Source organism: Parapedomonas caeni (genome assembly GCF_041060555.1).
Classification (GTDB): domain Bacteria; phylum Pseudomonadota; class Alphaproteobacteria; order Sphingomonadales; family Sphingomonadaceae; genus CAUJIW01.
Genome location: NZ_JBEUDS010000025.1, coordinates 1 through 17,511, shown reverse-complemented (window position 1 = coordinate 17,511; position 17,511 = coordinate 1). Strand labels below are relative to the sequence as shown.

The window sequence follows — 17,511 nt, the reverse complement described above, 5'->3', positions numbered from 1 at the left end:
CCTTGGTCTTACTGGGCCGCGACTGCCGCGTCGGCTGCCGCCGGCGCCGCCATGGCGGTCTGTTCCTCGCGGACACCGCCGCCCAGCGAGTAGACATACAGCGCGAGCTGCTTGATCACCGCCGGCTGCAGGCGCTCCTGCCAGGCGGGCATCACGCCGTAACGGGCGTTGGTGACAGTCTCGGTGATGCTGGCGCGGTCGCCGCCGAACAACCACACCTTGTCGGTAAGGTTGGGCGCGCCCTGGGCCTTGTCGCCGGTGCCGTCGGCACCGTGGCAGGCAGCGCACTGCTCGCCGAAGATGGTGGCGCCGGTCGCCGACAGGCGGGCGTTGTGCTGCTGCCCCGACAGCTTGAGGACATGCTCGACCACCGCGTTGATCTGCCGGGGTTCCAGCAGACCGTCACGGCCGTAGGCGGGCATTTGGCTCATGCGGGTGTCGGCATCGTTATCCCAGCGCACCCCGTGGGCGATGGTCTGGTGAATGGCATCCACCGTGCCGCCCCACAGCCAGTCATCGTCCTGGAGGTTGGGGAAGCCCTTGCCGCCCTGGGCGCCGGTGCCGTGGCATGGCGCGCAGTTTTCCAGGAAGGCGATGCGGCCGCCCGCGATCGAGGCCTCCAGCAGCGCCGGCTGGGCGATGATCGCGTTGAGCTCGGTCGACTCGATCTGCTTGAACAGGTCCGCACGCGAAGCGTCCTGCGCCTTGAGATCGTCAACGACGCTCCCCCGCTGGGTGTAGGACAGAGTGCCCTTGGTGGCCGCCCAGCCCGACGGGCCGATGTAGGGCCAGGCCGGCATCACCACCGTGTAGATGACACCCCAGACGATGCAGGCATAGAACACATACAGCCACCAGCGCGGCAACGGCGTGTTCAGTTCCTTGATGCCGTCCCATTCGTGGCCGGTGGTTTCCGTGCCGGTGAGATGGTCGGTTTCCTTGTCGTGACCCGCCATGGTCACTCTCCTTCGTCTCTGGCGAGCGGCACGCGGGCCGCCGCGTCGAACTTCGCGCGGTTGGAAGGGCGCAGCGCATAGATCAGCACGCCGATGAACAGCGCGATGAACAGCGCCATCCCCCCCATGCCGGCAATCCGTTGCAGTGCCTCGTACGTCATCGACGTGCTCCTCACTGCATCTTCGGATCGAGGTCGTAGACGTCCGTCTTGACCAGGGTACCGAGCATCTGAAGATAGGCGATCAACGCATCCATTTCGGTGATCGCCCGCGGATTGCCGTCGAAGTCGCGAACGTTGACGGTCTGGTAGCGTGCCTTCAGCCCTTCGCTGTCGGCATCCGGCGACGCCTGGGCCTCGATATCCTTGAGCGCCTCGGCGATCTGCTCCTTCGAGTAGGGCACGCCGACGTAGCTCTGCGTGCGCATCAGGTTGGCGATCATGTGGGTATCGAGCGGACGCTCCGCGAGGAACGGATAGCCCGGCATGATCGATTCCTTCACCACATCGCGCGGATTGATGAGGTGCAGCTTGTGCCACTCATCGGAGTATTTGCCGCCGACGCGGGCGAGATCCGGCCCGGTGCGCTTGGAGCCCCACTGGAAGGGATGATCATACATCGATTCCGCCGCCAGGCTGTAATGGCCATAACGGTCGACCTCGGCGCGCAGACTGCGGATCATCTGGCTGTGACAGTTGTAGCAACCCTCGCGGATGTAGATCTGCCGACCCGCCAGTTCGAGCGGGGTGTAGGGCCGCATGCCCTCCACCCGTTCGATGGTGCTCTTGATCTTGAACAGCGGCACGATCTCGACGAGGCCGCCGATGGCGACCACGACGAGGATGAGCACCGACATCAGGATCGAGTTACGCTCGATGGTACCATGGGAGATATTCATGGTGTCCTCTCCCCTTACTCGGCCGGCACCAGGGCGGGACGCGCGGCGTATTCACCCTCGCGCTCGTCGCCCCTGATGGTGCGATACACATTGTAGGCCATCACCAGCGAGCCGGCGACGAACAGCAGACCGCCGAACGCCCGGATCACATAGTAGGGATGCATGGCTTCAACCGTTTCGAGGAACGAGTAGATCAGGTACCCGTTCTCGTCGTAGGCGCGCCACATCAGGCCCTGCATGATGCCCGCCACCCACATCGCGGTGATGTAGAAGACGATGCCGATGGTCGACAGCCAGAAGTGCCATTCGACCAGCTTCAGGCTGTACAGCCGCTCGCGCTTCCACGCCCACTGCGCCAGGCAGTAGATGGCGCCGAAGCTGACCATGCCGACCCAGCCCAGCGCACCGGAGTGCACGTGGCCGACGGTCCAGTCGGTGTAGTGGCTGAGCGAGTTGACCGCCTTCACGCTCATCAGCGGCCCTTCGAAAGTGCTCATGCCGTAGAAGGCGACCGAGACGATCAGCAGGCGGATGACGGGATCGGTGCGGATCTTGTCCCAGGCCTTCGACAGCGTCATCAGGCCGTTGATCATGCCACCCCAGGACGGCATCCACAGGACCACCGAGAACACCATGCCCAGCGTCTGCGCCCAGTCGGGCAGCGCGGTATAGTGCAGGTGGTGCGGACCGGCCCAGATGTACAGGAAGATCAGCGCCCAGAAGTGGATGATCGACAGCCGGTAGGAATAGACCGGCCGCTCCGCCCGCTTGGGCACGAAATAGTACATGATGGCGAGGAAGCCGGCGGTGAGGAAGAAGCCCACCGCGTTGTGGCCATACCACCACTGGATCATCGCATCCTGGACGCCCGACCAGATGATGACGCTCTGCGAGGAGTAGAGCGACACCGGAATGGTGGCGTTGTTGCCCAGGTGCAGCATGGCGATGGTGATGATGAACGCCAGGTAGAACCAGTTGGCCACATAGATGTGCGGCTCGGCGCGCTTGATGATGGTCGCCAGGAACACCAGCAGGTAGGCGACCCATACCACCGTCAGCCACAGGTCGACGTACCATTCCGGTTCCGCGTATTCCTTCGACTGGGTGACGCCCAGCAGATAGCCGGTGGCCGCCAGCACGATGAACAACTGATAGCCCCAGAACACGAACCATGGCGCGATGTCGCCCGCCAGACGGGCCTTGCAGGTGCGCTGCACGACGTAGAACGACGTCGCCAGCAGCACGTTGCCGCCGAAGGCGAAGATCACGGCACTGGTATGCAGCGGCCGTAGGCGCCCGAAATTGATGAACGACAGATCGAAGTTCAGTACCGGAAAGGCAAGCTGCCAGGCCAGCACATCACCGGCGAGGAAACCGGCGATGCCCCAGAAGATCGAGGCGATGACACCGTATTTGACGATGTCGTCATTATATTCCAGCACCCCCGCCTTCGCCTGATAGGGCTTGCGGTTGGTCAGCCAGAGAATGGCCAGCAGGAAGAAGCCGGTCATCACCAGCATGTGGAACCGGTACGGCCCCTCATGGGTCTGGCTGGCGATCCACAAGGTGAGGATCGCCATGGCGCCACTGATCAGGGTGACCAGGAACGTCGGTGTATTCTGTGGCGGCGCTACGTCGCCACCGGTTGCGCAGGCTTGACTCATCGGTACCCCCTTAGAGCCGTTCGACAAAACTACAGCGTTCCTCATGCACTTGAGCACGCGAACACAGCGATGACCTATATCAAGCAGAACTGCGACAGACCGGCGCGCGGTGTCGCACCCCCGATAGACTTTAGTCTGACCCGAACGGCCAGCGGCACACGATGACCGGGGCACAGCCAGCCGCCCCGTGGTTGGCGGAGACTATAGCGGAACTTGGACGGCGCAGGAATCCTCGACTTTCGGTCGTATCGGCCGCCGGCCGTTCCCGCCGCATCCGCCGCATCCGCCGCCGGCACCAAATCGGCCCGAATCAGTCGGTTAAATGATCCTTTACCGAGCATCCGTAGAAACTTGCACATGTGGATAAGGTCAAACCCGACTCATGCTCACCCGGCGGCGCGCACTGGCCTCGCGCAGCTGCTGGTCGTCGTGATCGGGATCGCCTGCGGCGCGGTATTGCTGGTTGCCGCCAGCTGGCCCGATGAACGGACGCGCCGCGTGCTGGCGTGGTTTCCAGGCGACACTGCCGGCGCCCGGGCCCTGGCCGCGATCACCCGGGCCGGCGGCCTGCCGCTGCTCAGCCGCCTCGACGGCCAGCTGTGGCTGGTCGAACTGCCCCATACCGGCGCCCGCGCCGGTCTGCGCGCGGCCGGCGCCTGGCTGGTTCTGGACGGCTCCCGCTTCGCCGGCTGCGTGCCGGCCGCGGCGCCACGCAATTCAAGACTAGGTGACATTCGATGAATCTGAATCTCGATACCTTGCGTACACAGGGCGTCCGTCTGATGATCGGCTGGCTGTGGCTGAATGTGGTGATCGTCGCCGGTGTGGCGACCCTCGCCACCGTGGCCGGCCTGCCGTCGGTGATCGTCTGCGTCGTCGGCGCCGTCGCCTCGACGCTGAGCTGGCGCCTGACCGGGCCGTCGCCGTTGACCCGCACCATCATCGCCGTGGCGCAGATGGTGATCGTCTCCGCGCTGGTGCTCGATGTGCCCAAGGTGTGGCAGATCGACATGCACATGTATTACTTCGCCTCGCTCGCCATGCTGGCGCTGTTCTGCGACTGGCGGGCGATCGCGGCGGGCACCGTCATCACCGCGGTGCACCACCTCGCGTTCAACTTCCTTTGGCCGGCCGCGGTTTTCCCCGACGGCGCCGACTTCGGCCGCGTGGTGCTGCACGCGGTGATCCTGCTCGCCGAGGCCGGCGCCCTGGGCTGGCTTTGCGTGACGCTGGAGCGCTCCTTCGCCGCCACCGACGCCGCCCTGCTGGAGGTCCGCGCCAGCCTTGAGCAGGCCCGCGCCCTGCAACAGGACAAGGACGCCGCCGCCCAGCGGGAAACGGAAATGGCGACCGCCCGCGCCGCCGCCGAGGCGGAAGCCGCCCGCGCGCTCAAGGACGCCGAGGCACTGGCAGCCGAGGAAGCCGAACGCGCGCGGCGTCAGGCCGTGGCGCAGATGGCCGACGAGTTCCAGCAGGCCATCGGCTCGCTGGTGACCACGGTCCGCCGCTATGCCGACGACATGCAGACCGCCGCCGGCCGTGTCGCCGACTCGATCAGCAAGACCGACCAGCAGAGCAAGACCGTGGCCGACGCCGCCAGCAGCACCTCGCTGAATGTCGAGACCGTCGCCTCGGCGGCCGAGGAACTGTCGGCATCGTTGCAGGACATCGCCTCGCGCGCCCGCCAGTCGGCGGAAGCGACCGAGCAGGCGAGCAGCGCCTCCGCGTCGTCCAACGGCGCCATCGCCGAGCTCGACAACGCGGCCCAGCGCATCGGTGAAATCGTCGCCATGATCCAGGCCATCGCCGACCAGACCAATCTGCTGGCGCTCAACGCGACCATCGAGGCGGCGCGCGCGGGCGAAGCCGGCAAGGGCTTCGCGGTCGTCGCCAGCGAGGTCAAGAGCCTTGCCAACCAGACCGCGCACGCAACCAGTGAAGTGGCAAGCCAGGTGCAGGCCATTCAGGCGCAGGTGGTGGCCGCCGTCGAGGCGATGCGCCGGGTCGACGCCATCGTCGGCGAGGTGCGCGACTATGCCCAGGCCATCTCGGGCTCGGTGGAGGAGCAGCGCGCGGCGACCGCCGAGATTGCCCGCAGCGCCCAGCAGGCCTCAGCCGACACCACCCGGGTCTCCACCACCATCGCCGACGTTGCCGTTCACAGCGATGTCGCGAACGGCGATGCCCAGGTCCTGTCCAGCCAGGCCCGGCATCTTGCCGCCACCGCCGATGACCTGGAGCAGCAAATGACGACACTGATCGCCCGGCTGCGCGCCGCCTGACCCGACATCAGGATCACCCCGGACGACCGGTCGCCCCGTGCGGCCGGTCGTCGCCTTTTCCGGTGATGCTATTTCAGCAGCGCGCCGAGCAGACCCCGCAGCAGACCGCGGCCAACCTGGTTGGCCACCTGCCGGCCGATCGACGAGGCCGCCGAACGGGCCATCGACGTCACCATCTTCTCGGTCATGCTCTGCGGTGCCCGGGCGGCCGGTCGCGCGGCGGCGCGCTGGGCACGGGCCCGCGCCTCGTCAAGCCGCAGCTGCTCGCGCTCCAGCCGCACCGCCTCCAGTTGCGCCTTCCTGTCGTCGACCACGGCGGCCTGCGCCGCCGCCTTGCCGGCCAGCATCTCGTAGGCTGACTCGCGGTCCACCGCCTGGTCATAGCGCCCGGCCAGCGGCGAGGTCTGGATCATCACCTGCCGCTCCTTCGGCGTCAGCGGCCCCAGCCGCGAGCGCGGCGGGCAGATCAGCGCCCGCTCGACCATCGACGGCGTGCCGTCGGCCGCCAGCAGCGACACCAGCGCCTCGCCGACCGCCAGCTCGGTGATCGCCTGGGTGACATCGAGCCTCGGATTGGGCCGGAAGGTCTCGGCCGCCGCCTTGACCGCCTTCTGGTCGCGCGGGGTGAAGGCACGCAGCGCGTGCTGCACCCGGTTGCCGAGCTGGCCGGCGACATCCTCGGGGATATCGATGGGGTTCTGGCTGATGAAATAGACGCCGACACCCTTGGAACGGATCAGCCGCACCACCTGCTCGATCTTGTCCACCAGCGCCTTGGGCGCCTCGTCGAACAACAGGTGGGCTTCGTCAAAGAAGAATACCAGCTTCGGCTTGTCCGGGTCGCCCACCTCCGGCAGCGTCTCGAACAGCTCGGACAGCAGCCAGAGCAGGAAGGTGCCGTACAGCCGGGGGCTGGCCATCAGCTTGTCGGCGGCGAGGATGTTGACCTGGCCGCGCCCCTGGTCATCGACGGCGATGAAATCGTGAATGTCCAGCACCGGCTCGCCGAAGAAATGGTCGCCGCCTTGCGACTCCAGTTGCAGCAGCTGGCGCTGGATCGCGCCCACCGTCGCCTTCGAGACGTTGCCATAGCGGCTCGACAGAGCCCCGGCATTCTCGGCGACATAGGTCAGCATCGCCTGGAGGTCTTTCAGGTCCAGCAGCAGCAGGCCGTCGTCGTCGGCAAGCCGGAAGGCGATGGTCAGCACGCCCTCCTGGGTGTCGTTGAGCCCCAGCAGGCGGGCCAGCAGCAGCGGCCCCATCTCGGACACGGTGGTGCGCACCGGGTGGCCCTGCTCGCCGAACAGGTCCCAGAACACCACCGGATTGTCGGCATAGGCCCAGTCGTCCAGCCCCAGGGTCGCCGCACGCTCCGCCAGCTTGGCATGAGCCGGATGGGTGGGTGAGCCCGGCATCGCCATGCCGGCCAGATCGCCCTTCACGTCGGCCATGAACACCGGCACGCCGGCGCGGGAGAACCCCTCGGCCAGCACCTGCAACGTCACTGTCTTGCCAGTACCGGTGGCGCCGGCGATCAGGCCGTGCCGGTTGGCGCGCTTGAGCACCAGTTCCTGCGGATGCTCGCCGCGCCCGATCAGCATGTTTCCGGTCATCGCATACCCCTCTGTCACGCCCTGCCCCGTTGCCCGTGCGGGCTTGATCCATGCTGCCATCCAACAGGAAGCCCGCGGCGAAGGCAACGATCCGCGGACACCCGCATGGTGATCTGACACGACAACCCCCGGCCGGGGTGCCCGACCGGGGGTCTGTGTCTCCCGCCCTGACGGGCGCGGTTACTTCGGCAGCGGCATCAGCTTGATGCCGAAGTTGATGATGTCCTGGCCGCGCTGGACCAGCACCACCACCGTGCCGCGCCCCGCCTTGCGGGCCTCGTCGACAATCGCCACCGCGTCCTGCGGCGTCTTCAGCTTCTTCTGGTTGATCGCCAGCAGCACGTCACCGGCACGCAGCCCCTTGGCGGCGGCGTCGGACGCCGGGTTGACGTTGGAGATCACCACGCCCTGGACATCGGCCTCCAGCTCCAGCTTCTGGCGCAGTTCGCTGGTCAGCGGCTGCAACGACAGACCGAGATTCTTGCGGGCGCCGTCCTCGACATCCTTGGTCTTGGCCTTGGGTTCCGGTGCGGCTGCCTCGGCCACCTGGTCGAAGCCGGGCCGTTCGCCGATGGTGATGCGCAACTTGATCGGCTTGCCCTCGCGCAGGACGTCGAGGGTGGCGGTGCTGCCGATAGGTGTCTCCGACACCATCGCCGACAACGAGCGGGAACGGGTAACGTCCTTGCCGTCGAACTTCAGGATCACGTCGCCCTGGCGAACCCCGGCCTGCTTGGCGGGAGTGCCGTCCTCGACGTTGGCGACGATGGCGCCCTTGGCTTCGCTCAGCCCCAGCCCCTCGGCGATGTCCTCGGTGACCTGCTGGATACGCACGCCAAGCCAGCCGCGCCGGACCTTGCCGCTGGTACGCAGCTGCTCGATCACCGGCCGGGCCTGGTCGGCGGGAATCGCGAAACCGATGCCAATGTTGCCGCCGGTGGGCGACAGGATGGCGGTGGCAATACCGATGACACGCCCCTCGGAATCGAACATCGGGCCACCGGAGTTGCCACGGTTGATCGACGCGTCGGTCTGGATCAGCCGGTCATAGTCGCCGACGCCGATATCCCGGTGCAACGCGGAGATGATGCCAGCGGTCACCGTGACGCCCAGTCCGAAGGGATTGCCGATGGCGATCACCCAGTCGCCGACACGCATGGTCTGGCTGTCGCCCCACTGGACATGGGGCAGATCGCTGGCCTCGATCTTGAGCAGCGCGAGGTCGGTCGCCGGATCGCGGCCGATGAGCTTCGCCTCGAAGCGGCGATCGTCAGCCAGGATCACGGTGATCTTGTCCACCGTGCTCTGGCCGTCCTGGCCGCTGATGACGTGATTGTTGGTCACCACATAGCCGCTGGGATCGATGATGAAGCCCGACCCCAGCGAACGCGCCTCGCGGGTGATCGGTTGGCCATTGCTGCCATCGCCCTGTCCGCGCTCCTGCTGGAAGCGGCGGAAGAAGTCCTCCCACGGCGAGCCGGGCGGCAACTGCGGCAGGCCCTGCATGCGCCGGCCAACCTCGACCTGCTGGGTGGTGGAGATGTTCACCACCGCTGGCTGAAGTTTCTCGGCAAGGTCGGCGAAGCTCTCCGGCGCCGGACGCGCCAGCGCCGACCCCGCCGAGAAGGGCACGGCGGCCGACGCGGCCAGACCCACCGCGAGAATAGCCGAACGAAGGACAGTCAAACGCGAACGCACGGGTTCGTTCTCCCACAGGAATTATTCAAGGCAGTTATGTTGCCTGTCCTTCGTCGCATCAAGGGGCCGAGCGCGCCAGCCATACCAGAATGAGACCAAGCAGCGCGGCGGCAAGCCCAGCCGCCCGCAACGTCCGCTCCGGCGCCGCCAGCACCTGCGCCACCAGCCGGCGCATGGTGTCGGGGAACAGGGTGTAGGCGGCTCCCTCCAGTACCAGCGCCACGCCAAGGGCGGCCAGAAAATCCAGCATCTTCCGGGGCTCAGCGGCCGTCGAACTGGCGCATGAACTCGCTGTCGGGCGACAGGACGACCGTGGTGTCTTCCTTCGAGATCGCCTGACGATAGGCCTGCATCGAGCGGTAAAAGGCAAAGAACTCGGGATCCTGACCGAAGGAATCGGCATAGATCTTGGCCGCCTCCGAGTCTGCCTCGGCGCGAATCAGTTCGGCCCGCTTCGCGCCCTGGGCGCGAATCGAGCGCGCTTCCTGTTCACGCGCGGTGCGCATCCGCTCGAACGCCGAGGTCAGCGGATCGCCACCCGGCAGGTCGGCGCGCTTGATGCGCACGTCGATGATCTCGGCGCCATATTTCTTGGCTTCCTCGTTCACCTGGGTCTGGATGAGGTCCATCATCTCGCCGCGCTCGGGCGACAGCAGCGCCGCGAACGGCTGCTTGCCCAGCTCGTCGCGCAGCTTGGAGGCAAGGTTGCTGGCCAGCCGCCGGCTGGCGCCATCCTCGTTGATCACCGACTGGTAGGTCTTGAGCGGGTCGACGATGCGGAAACGGGCAAAGGCGTCGACCACCAGACGCAGCTGGTCGGTGGACAGCACCTCCTGTTGCGGCATGTCGAGATCGAGGATGCGCTTGTCGAGGAAGATGACGTTCTCGACAAGCGGCGCCTTGAAGGCCATGCCCGGCGTGCGGACAATGCGTTCCGGCTTGCCGAGCCGGAGCACGATCGCCTGATTGTATTCGGTGACAAAGAACACCGAGCTGGTCAGCAGCATCAGGCCGACAAAAGCGGCGACGACGAGCGCAATGACGTTGCGGGGCATCGAGACTTACTCCGTCGGCGTGGCGGACGCGGGCGCGGGCGCGCGTCGCTTCTGGACTTCAGGCAGCGGCAGGTAGGGCACGACGCCGGACTTGTTGGCGTCCACCACCACCTTGTCGACGCCGCGCAGCACGTCCTCCATGGTCTCCAGATAGATGCGCTTGCGGGTCACCGCCGGTGCCAGTTTGTACTGGGCATAGACCGCGTTGAAGCGGGCCGCCTCGCCCTGGGCGCGGGCGACCAGCTGCTGGCGGTAGGCGTTGGCCTGGTTGGTGAAGCGCTGCGCGTCCTGCTGGGCGGCCGAGACGTCCTTGAACGCCTGGTCGACCGCCTCCGGCGGGTCCACCTGCTTGAAGAACACGCCGGTCACCTCGACGCCCGAGCGGTAGCTGTCCAGCACCTCCTGGATGCGTCGCTGCACCGCAGCCGAAACCTGGCCACGCTGCTGGCCGATGGCGGCGTTGAGCGGGGTGCGGGAAACCGCCTCGCGCATGGCCGATTCGGCAACCTCGCGGATGGTGGATTCCGGATTGGCGAGCCGGAACAGGAAGTCCGGCGCGTCCTTGATCTTCCAGCGCACGGTGTAGGCAATGTCGACGATGTTCTGATCACCCGTCAGCACCAGGTTCTCGCCGGTACCGTCCGCCCCGCCGCCGATCTCGATGAAGTTCTCGGCCGTGACCTTGGGCCGCATCACCGTCTCGATCGGGCTGGGCAGCTTGAAGTTGAGGCCGGGGCCAGTCTGGCGGACATATTCGCCAAACCGCAGCACCACGCCGACCTCGTCGGCGTTGACCCGGTAGACCGACGACACGCCCAGCCACAGCAGCACCACGGCGCCGATCGCCAAACCGATGAAGCTGCCACCGCCACCGGGCATCGAGGCCCGCAGCCGTTCCTGCCCCTTGCGGATGAGATCGTCGAGATTGGGCGGCTGGGAACCACCGCCATCATTCCCCCCCCAAGGGTTGCGCGGCCCGCCACCGGAGCCGCCACCGCCGCCCCACGGGCCGTTACCACCATTGTTCTGCCAGGGCATCACAGTTCCTGCTGCAGTTTCCACGTGGCCGACTATATAGGGGGCTCGTCCATTAATTGCGAGCCTTCGCCATGACTTCTTCACCCGAACCAGCCGCGCCCTCCCGCGAGATGGTACTAGACGCCTTGCGGACGGTGCGTGACCCCGCCTCGGGACAGGACATCGTCAGCGCCGGGATGGTGGCCGGCCTGACCATCCGCGACGGCCATGTCGGCTTCATGATCGAGGTCGACCCGGCCGCCGCCCGCGCCCGCGAACCGCTGCGCGCCGCCGCCGAGCAGGCGTTGCGGGCGTTGCCGGGGGTGGCGCGGGCGACGGTGGTGCTGACCGCCGAGCGGCCCAGCGCCGAGGCCCGGCGCCCCACCCCGCCGGCGGCCGCGAGCGGCAAGGGTCAGGATGGCAGCAAGGGCCAGGGGGCGGCGCAGGTGCGCGCCATTGTCGCGGTCGGCTCCGGCAAGGGCGGCGTCGGCAAGTCGACGGTGGCGACCAATCTGGCGCTGGCGCTGGCCGCCGAGGGGCTGGCGGTCGGCCTGCTCGACGCCGACATCTACGGCCCGTCGGTGCCGAAACTGCTCGGCCTGACCGGCAAGCCCGAAACCGACGGCGAGATGCTGCAGCCGATGAGCGCCCACGGCATCAAGGCGATGTCGATCGGCTCGCTGCTCAAGGACGACGACACGGCGATGATCTGGCGCGGGCCGATGGCGACCTCGGCGCTGATGCAGCTGATCAACGATGTCGCCTGGGGGCCGCTTGACGTGCTGGTGCTCGACCTGCCGCCGGGGACCGGCGACATCCAGCTGACGCTGGCCCAGCGGGTCAAGCTCGCCGGCGCGGTCGTCGTCTCGACGCCGCAGGACCTGGCGCTGATCGACGCCCGCAAGGCGATTGCCATGTTCGCCAAGGTCAACGTGCCGGTGCTGGGCGTGGTCGAGAACATGTCGAGCTTCCTGTGCCCGCACTGCGGCGGCGAAAGCCACATCTTCGGCCATGGCGGCGCGGCGCGCACTGCCGCCGAGCTGGGCGTGCCGTTCCTCGGCGAGGTGCCGCTGGTGATGGCGGTGCGCGAAGGCTCCGACAGCGGCCGGCCGGTGGTTGTCGCCGATCCCGCCTCGGTGCCGGCGCAGGCGTTGCGCGCCATCGGCGGCCGCGTCGCCAAGGCGCTGGCGGTGGCGCCCAAACCGCTGCCGACCCTGCGTTTCACCAACTGAGGCCCGCGCGCCTCTCACCCCCTGCCACCTGCCGGAGGAGACCCGCCATGCCGCTGACCGATGACCAGGCCATCCGCGACCTGCTCGCCACCACCCGCACCATCGCGCTGGTGGGCGCCTCCGACAAGCCGGACCGGCCGAGCAACGAGGTGATGCACAAGCTGCTGGGCCACGGCTACACGGTGTGGCCGATCAACCCCGGTCTTGCCGGCAAGACCATCCACGGCCAGACCGTCCACGCCTGCCTCGCCGACCTGCCGGCGGCCCCCGATCTGGTGGACGTGTTCCGCCGCTCGGAGGACGTGCCGGGCGTCGTCGCCGAGGCCATCGCCCGCGGCGCGAAGGCGGTGTGGCTGCAGCTGGGCGTGATCTCCGAGGAAGGCGCGGCACAGGCCGAGGCCGCCGGCCTCAAGGTGGTGATGAACCGCTGCCCCAAGATCGAGATCCCCCGCCTGGGCGTCCCGCCGGTGGCGTGATGCCCGCGCGTCGTCAGTAGATCGGCCGGCAGCCCGGCGATCCGCCGGGCGGCAGCGCGCGGGTCGGCGCCAGCACCAGAAAGCGACCAACCTGGCGCACCGGCCTGTAGGTGGCGAACAGGTCGCGCAAAACCGGGTCCTGGCGGAAAAAATCCAGCAGGTGCGTCTTGCCGGTGGCAACCATCGAGGCGCTCTTGCGCAGGTCGTCGACGACGATCAGCTGCGGCGGATGGCAGGTGTAGTCTTCCCGCGCCTGGCGCAGGATGTCAGCCTTGAGGCGCTGCACATCCGCGTAGTTGGTGTCGTCCGGCCGGGCCCGGTAGATCGCCGGCAGCATCCAGTAGGAAAAGTAGCGGGAATTCCAGGCCAGCCCCGCATCGTCCACCATCGGCCAGGCCAGCGACGGATTGACCGCCAGCAGCGCCACCGGCTCGCCCGGCCGCGCCAGTGACAAGGCTGCCCGCATGTCCCGCGCGTAAGGGTTGTCATAAGGCCCCCAGAACAGCCCGAGGGCGACAAACAGCGCCGGCGCGACGACCGCCAGCGGGTGCGACAGCAGCGCCCTGAACGATCCCTGCCAGTGGACGATGCACAGACCCACGGCGAAGGTGCAGGCCCCCGACACCGCCAGCGCATGATAGCGCCACCCCTTCTGCTGCGCGACATAGCCCAGCAGGAACGCCGCGGCCACCAGCAGCACCGCCTTGCCGTCGGCGGAGAGATGCGCGCGCAGCCGCCACGCCACCCAGGCCGTCAGCAGCCAGCCGGCGATCCACGGTTTCAGCAGCAGATAGCCGATGGGGTTCTCGTAACCGCCATAGGCAACGCGCACCAGCGGCACGATGGTGCCCAGGAAGTCCGGCGTCAGGATGAGCACCGCCGCTACGTACAGCGCGGCACAGACCGCCAGCACCAGCGTTTCGGGTCGGACAGGCCGCCAGTGTTGACGGCCGCGCCAGAACAGCCAGAGCTCCAGCGCCACCGGCACCGCGACGAAATAATGTTTGAGGGCAAAGCCGTAGGCCGCCAGCAGGCCGATGGAGACCGCCAGCCACGGACTGACCGGCCGCCCTTCCACCCGGCGGGCGAGCAGCAGCGCATAGGGCAGCGCGCCAATCAGGGCCAGATGTTCGCGCTGGCCAAAATCGCTGATCGGCACCACCACCAGCGCCGCCAGCGCCAGTAGCAGCAGCCCCACCCGGCGCGGCGCGGCGAGCTGGCGGTTGAGCGCCGACAAATGGACCAGGGTGAGGCCGATCAGCAGGAACACCGCCACGCTCATGACCCGCACCGCCGGCACGCCCAGCAGCGCCGCCAGATGCTGCACCGGCATCGCCGACCAGAACCACAGCGGCGGATTGATCTCCAGGATGTCGCGATAAAGCTGCGCGCCGTGCACCAGCTGGCGGGCGATCCACAGCTGCCAGACAACATCGTGCGTCAGCGGCGCGCGCCACAGCAGGGCGCACAGCGCCAGCCACAGCAGCGCGGTCACCGCCTCGGGCCACGCCCCGCCAGACAAGCGTCGATGGTCCATTTTTCCACCCACAGTAGGGGCGCGAGCTTGCCCGCCGCATGATTAAAGAAACGCTAAGCATTCGCCGGCTAGAGAGGGTGCGGGGCCCGGCCATCCAGCCCTGTCCATCTGATGCCGCACGCGACTTCTGGAAAAGCCGATCATGGATGCAGACGTCTATTCAACGATGCGCTCCGGGCAAGCGTACGCCAGACGATCGCCAACCGACAGCGGTCACCCCGTTCGTGATTGCACCGCCATGCCGACACAAAAGGAGTTGAAGCATGCAGCCTGATCTCTCGGTGGTGATCCCCTGCTACAACGAGCAGGAATGTCTGCATGAACTGCACGCCCGCGTCAGCGCCGCCTGCCAGGATGCCGTCGGCGAGCGCTATGAAATCGTCCTCATCAACGACGGCTCCCGCGACCGCACCTGGGCGATCATGCAGGAACTGGCCTCCCGCGATCCCCGGCTGATGTGCGTCAACCTCAGCCGCAACCATGGCCACCAGCTGGCGCTGACCGCCGGCCTGTCGGTCTGTCACGGCGAGCGCATTCTGGTCATCGACGCCGACCTGCAGGACCCGCCGGAACTGCTGGGCGACATGCTGGCCTGCATGGAGGCCGAGCAGGCCGATGTCGTCTATGGCCAGCGGCGTCAGCGCGAGGGCGAGACCGTTTTCAAGAAAGCCTCGGCCGCCGCTTTCTATCGCCTGCTGTCATCGATGGCCGAAATCGATATTCCGCTCAACACGGGCGATTTCCGCCTGATGTCGCGACGCGCGCTCGATGTCTTTCTCGCCATGCCCGAACAGTCGCGCTTCGTGCGCGGCATGGTGTCGTGGATCGGCATGAAACAGGTGCCGTTCCTGTACGACCGGGCGGAACGCTTCGCCGGCGTGACCAAGTATCCGCTGCGCAAGATGATCCGCTTCGCCATCGACGCCATCACCGGCTTTTCCATCAGCCCGCTGCGCTGGGCCAGCCACGCCGGCCTGTGGCTGTCGCTGCTCACTATTCCGCTGTTCATCTATGTGCTGGCCGGTTGGGTTGGCGGTAAAACCGTGCCGGGCTGGACCAGCGTGATTCTTGCCGTGACAATTTTGGGGGCCGTCCAGATGATCATGCTGGGTCTGCTGGGCGAATATGTTGGCCGACTATACATGCAGAGCAAGACGCGCCCGCTATTCGTCATCAAGGACGTGCTGTCGCTGCGCGCCATGCCCATGCGCGTGCCGCTGGGCTATGTGGCCTCCGACGCCTTCCAGCAGCCCAACATCCAAGCGACCGCTCACGACGCGAGCAACATGCCGGAGGCAGCGCCTCTGCGCAGCGTCGGCCGCGTCGGCCGCCTCGCGTGAGCCCCTTCCCATGCTCAACCCCGGTCTCCGTGCCATGCCGTCACTTTGGACACAGCTTCGGCGCTATGCCCTGACGGGCGTCGGCGCGACGGCGCTACATGCACTTGTGTATCTAACAGCCACCCAGCGTATGCAATTCGAGCCGCTGTGGGCCAATACTGCGGGCTATCTCGTGGCCATGCCCTTCGCGTTCACGATCCACCATCAATGGAGTTTTCGTCACCAGACCGATGGTGGCACGGTTAATGCCCTGCCGGCCATGTCCGTGAGATTCTTTACCACCAATGCCTTCGGGTACAGTCTTAATGCATTGATTGTCTGGCTGGTGTGCGGCATCGCTAGTTGGCCAGCATGGAGCGCTACGCCATTCATGGCGTCCATAACGCCACTGGCCACCTTCATGCTCAACCGTAATTGGGTATTTCGCGTCACGCGCCCCAGCCCAGACCCCCAATTATAGCCTCACCGACGCAAAAAAGCCGCATGCCATCAATGAAATGGTGAGGTGATTGTTGAAGTTGTGCCTGGCTACGCTACCGGAAGTACTGGAGCGTCGTCGAGGCCATAGCGGTGCATCGCCCAGCCAACGCCATGCCAGATGGCGAAGGTGCCGGCGATGCTGGCATAGCCGTCGATGGCATAATGCCAGCCCAGATGCACCGAGCCGAACATGATTGCGGCGGCATAGACCGCCATCGTCCAGCCCAGGGGGCGCGACAGCCGCCAGGCGCCCAGCGCCATCAGGGTGGACAGCGAGACATGCAGGCTGGGAAACGCGGAAATGCCGCCAACCGATGACGCATTGCCCGAAGCGTAAAGTCCCCACAGGGTTTCCTGAACCTGCAGGGCCCATATCCGGACATTGCCGCTGACCGCCATTAGGTCGCGATCGCCATCCTGCAGCCGCGCCATCAGTGCCATATAGGGGTCGGCGCCAGCCACCACGCGGCCATAGTAACATGGCCCCGCTGAGGAAAAGACGGTGGCCAGCACCGTGCCGAGAAGAATCCAGCACAGCAGCAAAGTGATGAGATACTGGAAACGGTCAGCTGGCCGATTGGAGCGAATGACAAAATAGAAGGCAAACGCCCAGATCAGCATGAACCACATATTGTAGAGAATATTGATGACGTAGCTGATCCAAGGCGATGGTGCCAGCGCGTGGGTGATCCGCCACGGATCGACGCCGAAATGCAGCGCCCGATCGACGCGCATCAGAATTTCATCCCACGCGAACGGCTGGATGGTGGGAATCATGCTCTTGAAATTCAGGAACGCCGGCACGAACAGCGGCAGGAAGAGCAGCGGCAACATGACCGACACGAAGCGGTCCTGGGTGAGGAAATGCTCTCGAAAATCGCGATAGAGACGCCGCGACGGGCGCGGTTCACGCTCAATCAGGCCGATCTTGGCAAGATGCACCGCACCACCGATACCGAACGACACCACCAGCAGCATCGAGGTATATTTGGCGTAGCCATACACGGCTGTCGCGCCGCGATAGTCAACCGCATTGATAACCAATTGCGCGGCAAGCGCATAGACGACGATCAATCCACACAGGATCAACGTCCGGCGTGCCTCGCGTGCATCGAGCCGGTCAGCCGGCAACCGCGGGTCGCGTCCGTCAAGGTGGTGTAATTTCGGCTGTGGCCGTGGGCCATCGTCAGGCGGCTTTGGCGGTGATGTGTAGGGGCTGATTTTCCTCCTCGATCATGGGTTGGTTGAGTTCGGCCATGCCTT

Annotated in this window: 17 protein-coding genes; 6 read left to right on the top strand and 11 right to left on the bottom strand. The window is 66.4% G+C overall.

All coding sequences use genetic code 11. The features are described from left to right. Positions 1-8 precede the first annotated feature (8 nt). Genes ccoP through ccoN form a run of 4 tightly spaced genes read right to left on the bottom strand, consistent with a single transcriptional unit; the run spans position 9 to position 3,434 of the window. Positions 9-956 (bottom strand): cytochrome-c oxidase, cbb3-type subunit III, encoded by a 948-nt coding sequence (gene ccoP, locus ABU113_RS14260; RefSeq protein WP_454560168.1) that lies wholly within the window; start codon positions 954-956, stop codon positions 9-11. Positions 957-958: 2 nt separating this feature from the next. Then, positions 959-1,117 carry a cbb3-type cytochrome c oxidase subunit 3 gene (locus tag ABU113_RS14255; protein ID WP_454560167.1) on the bottom strand — a complete coding sequence of 53 codons (159 nt, stop codon included), beginning with the start codon at positions 1,115-1,117 and terminating at the stop codon, positions 959-961. 11 nt (positions 1,118-1,128) lie between these two features. Further along, positions 1,129-1,854: a cytochrome-c oxidase, cbb3-type subunit II gene (ccoO, locus tag ABU113_RS14250; protein ID WP_454560166.1), complete on the bottom strand. Its 726-nt coding sequence runs from the start codon at positions 1,852-1,854 to the stop codon at positions 1,129-1,131. A 14-nt stretch (positions 1,855-1,868) separates the two neighbouring features. Beyond that, entirely contained in the window at positions 1,869-3,434 is a 1,566-nt protein-coding gene (gene ccoN, locus ABU113_RS14245) for a cytochrome-c oxidase, cbb3-type subunit I (RefSeq protein ID WP_454560194.1), read from the bottom strand. A 441-nt stretch (positions 3,435-3,875) separates the two neighbouring features. Between ccoN and ABU113_RS14240 the strand changes: the two genes are divergently transcribed. After that, on the top strand, positions 3,876-4,259 hold the full coding sequence (locus ABU113_RS14240) for a hypothetical protein (RefSeq protein WP_454560165.1): 384 nt from the start codon (positions 3,876-3,878) through the stop codon (positions 4,257-4,259). Next, positions 4,256-5,800 (top strand): methyl-accepting chemotaxis protein, encoded by a 1,545-nt coding sequence (locus tag ABU113_RS14235; RefSeq protein WP_454560164.1) that lies wholly within the window; start codon positions 4,256-4,258, stop codon positions 5,798-5,800. Before ABU113_RS14240 ends, ABU113_RS14235 begins: the two co-directional genes overlap by 4 nt. Before the next feature lie 68 nt (positions 5,801-5,868). Here the strand turns inward: ABU113_RS14235 and ABU113_RS14230 are convergent, their stop codons facing one another. The 5 genes from ABU113_RS14230 to hflK all read right to left on the bottom strand — a co-directional run bounded on the left by ABU113_RS14230 (position 5,869) and on the right by hflK (position 11,204). Further along, on the bottom strand, positions 5,869-7,413 hold the full coding sequence (locus ABU113_RS14230) for a helicase HerA-like domain-containing protein (protein WP_454560163.1): 1,545 nt from the start codon (positions 7,411-7,413) through the stop codon (positions 5,869-5,871). Between the two features lie 180 nt (positions 7,414-7,593). Beyond that, complete coding sequence (locus ABU113_RS14225) at positions 7,594-9,111, bottom strand: Do family serine endopeptidase (protein ID WP_454560162.1); 1,518 nt, start codon at positions 9,109-9,111, stop codon at positions 7,594-7,596. A 58-nt stretch (positions 9,112-9,169) separates the two neighbouring features. Then, complete coding sequence (locus tag ABU113_RS14220) at positions 9,170-9,361, bottom strand: DUF2065 domain-containing protein (protein WP_454560161.1); 192 nt, start codon at positions 9,359-9,361, stop codon at positions 9,170-9,172. Between the two features lie 10 nt (positions 9,362-9,371). After that, on the bottom strand, positions 9,372-10,166 hold the full coding sequence (hflC, locus tag ABU113_RS14215) for a protease modulator HflC (protein WP_454560160.1): 795 nt from the start codon (positions 10,164-10,166) through the stop codon (positions 9,372-9,374). 6 nt (positions 10,167-10,172) lie between these two features. Beyond that, the gene (gene hflK / locus ABU113_RS14210) at positions 10,173-11,204 is read right to left on the bottom strand and encodes a protease modulator HflK (protein WP_454560159.1); all 1,032 of its coding nucleotides are present in this window, start codon (positions 11,202-11,204) and stop codon (positions 10,173-10,175) included. A gap of 71 nt (positions 11,205-11,275) precedes the next feature. On the opposite strand from hflK, the gene ABU113_RS14205 reads away from it, so the two are divergent. Both ABU113_RS14205 and ABU113_RS14200 read left to right on the top strand, forming a co-directional pair. Then, entirely contained in the window at positions 11,276-12,415 is a 1,140-nt protein-coding gene (locus tag ABU113_RS14205) for an Mrp/NBP35 family ATP-binding protein (protein ID WP_454560158.1), read from the top strand. 47 nt (positions 12,416-12,462) lie between these two features. Continuing rightward, complete coding sequence (locus tag ABU113_RS14200; protein ID WP_454560157.1) at positions 12,463-12,891, top strand: CoA-binding protein; 429 nt, start codon at positions 12,463-12,465, stop codon at positions 12,889-12,891. A gap of 13 nt (positions 12,892-12,904) precedes the next feature. On the opposite strand, the gene ABU113_RS14195 is transcribed toward ABU113_RS14200, so the two are convergent. Then, the gene (locus ABU113_RS14195) at positions 12,905-14,428 is read right to left on the bottom strand and encodes a GtrA family protein (RefSeq protein ID WP_454560156.1); all 1,524 of its coding nucleotides are present in this window, start codon (positions 14,426-14,428) and stop codon (positions 12,905-12,907) included. Positions 14,429-14,691: 263 nt separating this feature from the next. On the opposite strand from ABU113_RS14195, the gene ABU113_RS14190 reads away from it, so the two are divergent. Beyond that, positions 14,692-15,768: a glycosyltransferase family 2 protein gene (locus tag ABU113_RS14190; RefSeq protein ID WP_454560155.1), complete on the top strand. Its 1,077-nt coding sequence runs from the start codon at positions 14,692-14,694 to the stop codon at positions 15,766-15,768. A gap of 10 nt (positions 15,769-15,778) precedes the next feature. After that, positions 15,779-16,228: a GtrA family protein gene (locus ABU113_RS14185; protein WP_454560154.1), complete on the top strand. Its 450-nt coding sequence runs from the start codon at positions 15,779-15,781 to the stop codon at positions 16,226-16,228. A gap of 68 nt (positions 16,229-16,296) precedes the next feature. Here ABU113_RS14185 and ABU113_RS14180 read toward each other — a convergent pair whose 3' ends face one another. Beyond that, positions 16,297-17,379, bottom strand: coding sequence for a phosphatase PAP2 family protein (locus ABU113_RS14180; RefSeq protein WP_454560153.1), 1,083 nt, complete (start codon positions 17,377-17,379; stop codon positions 16,297-16,299). Positions 17,380-17,511: the final 132 nt, after the last annotated feature.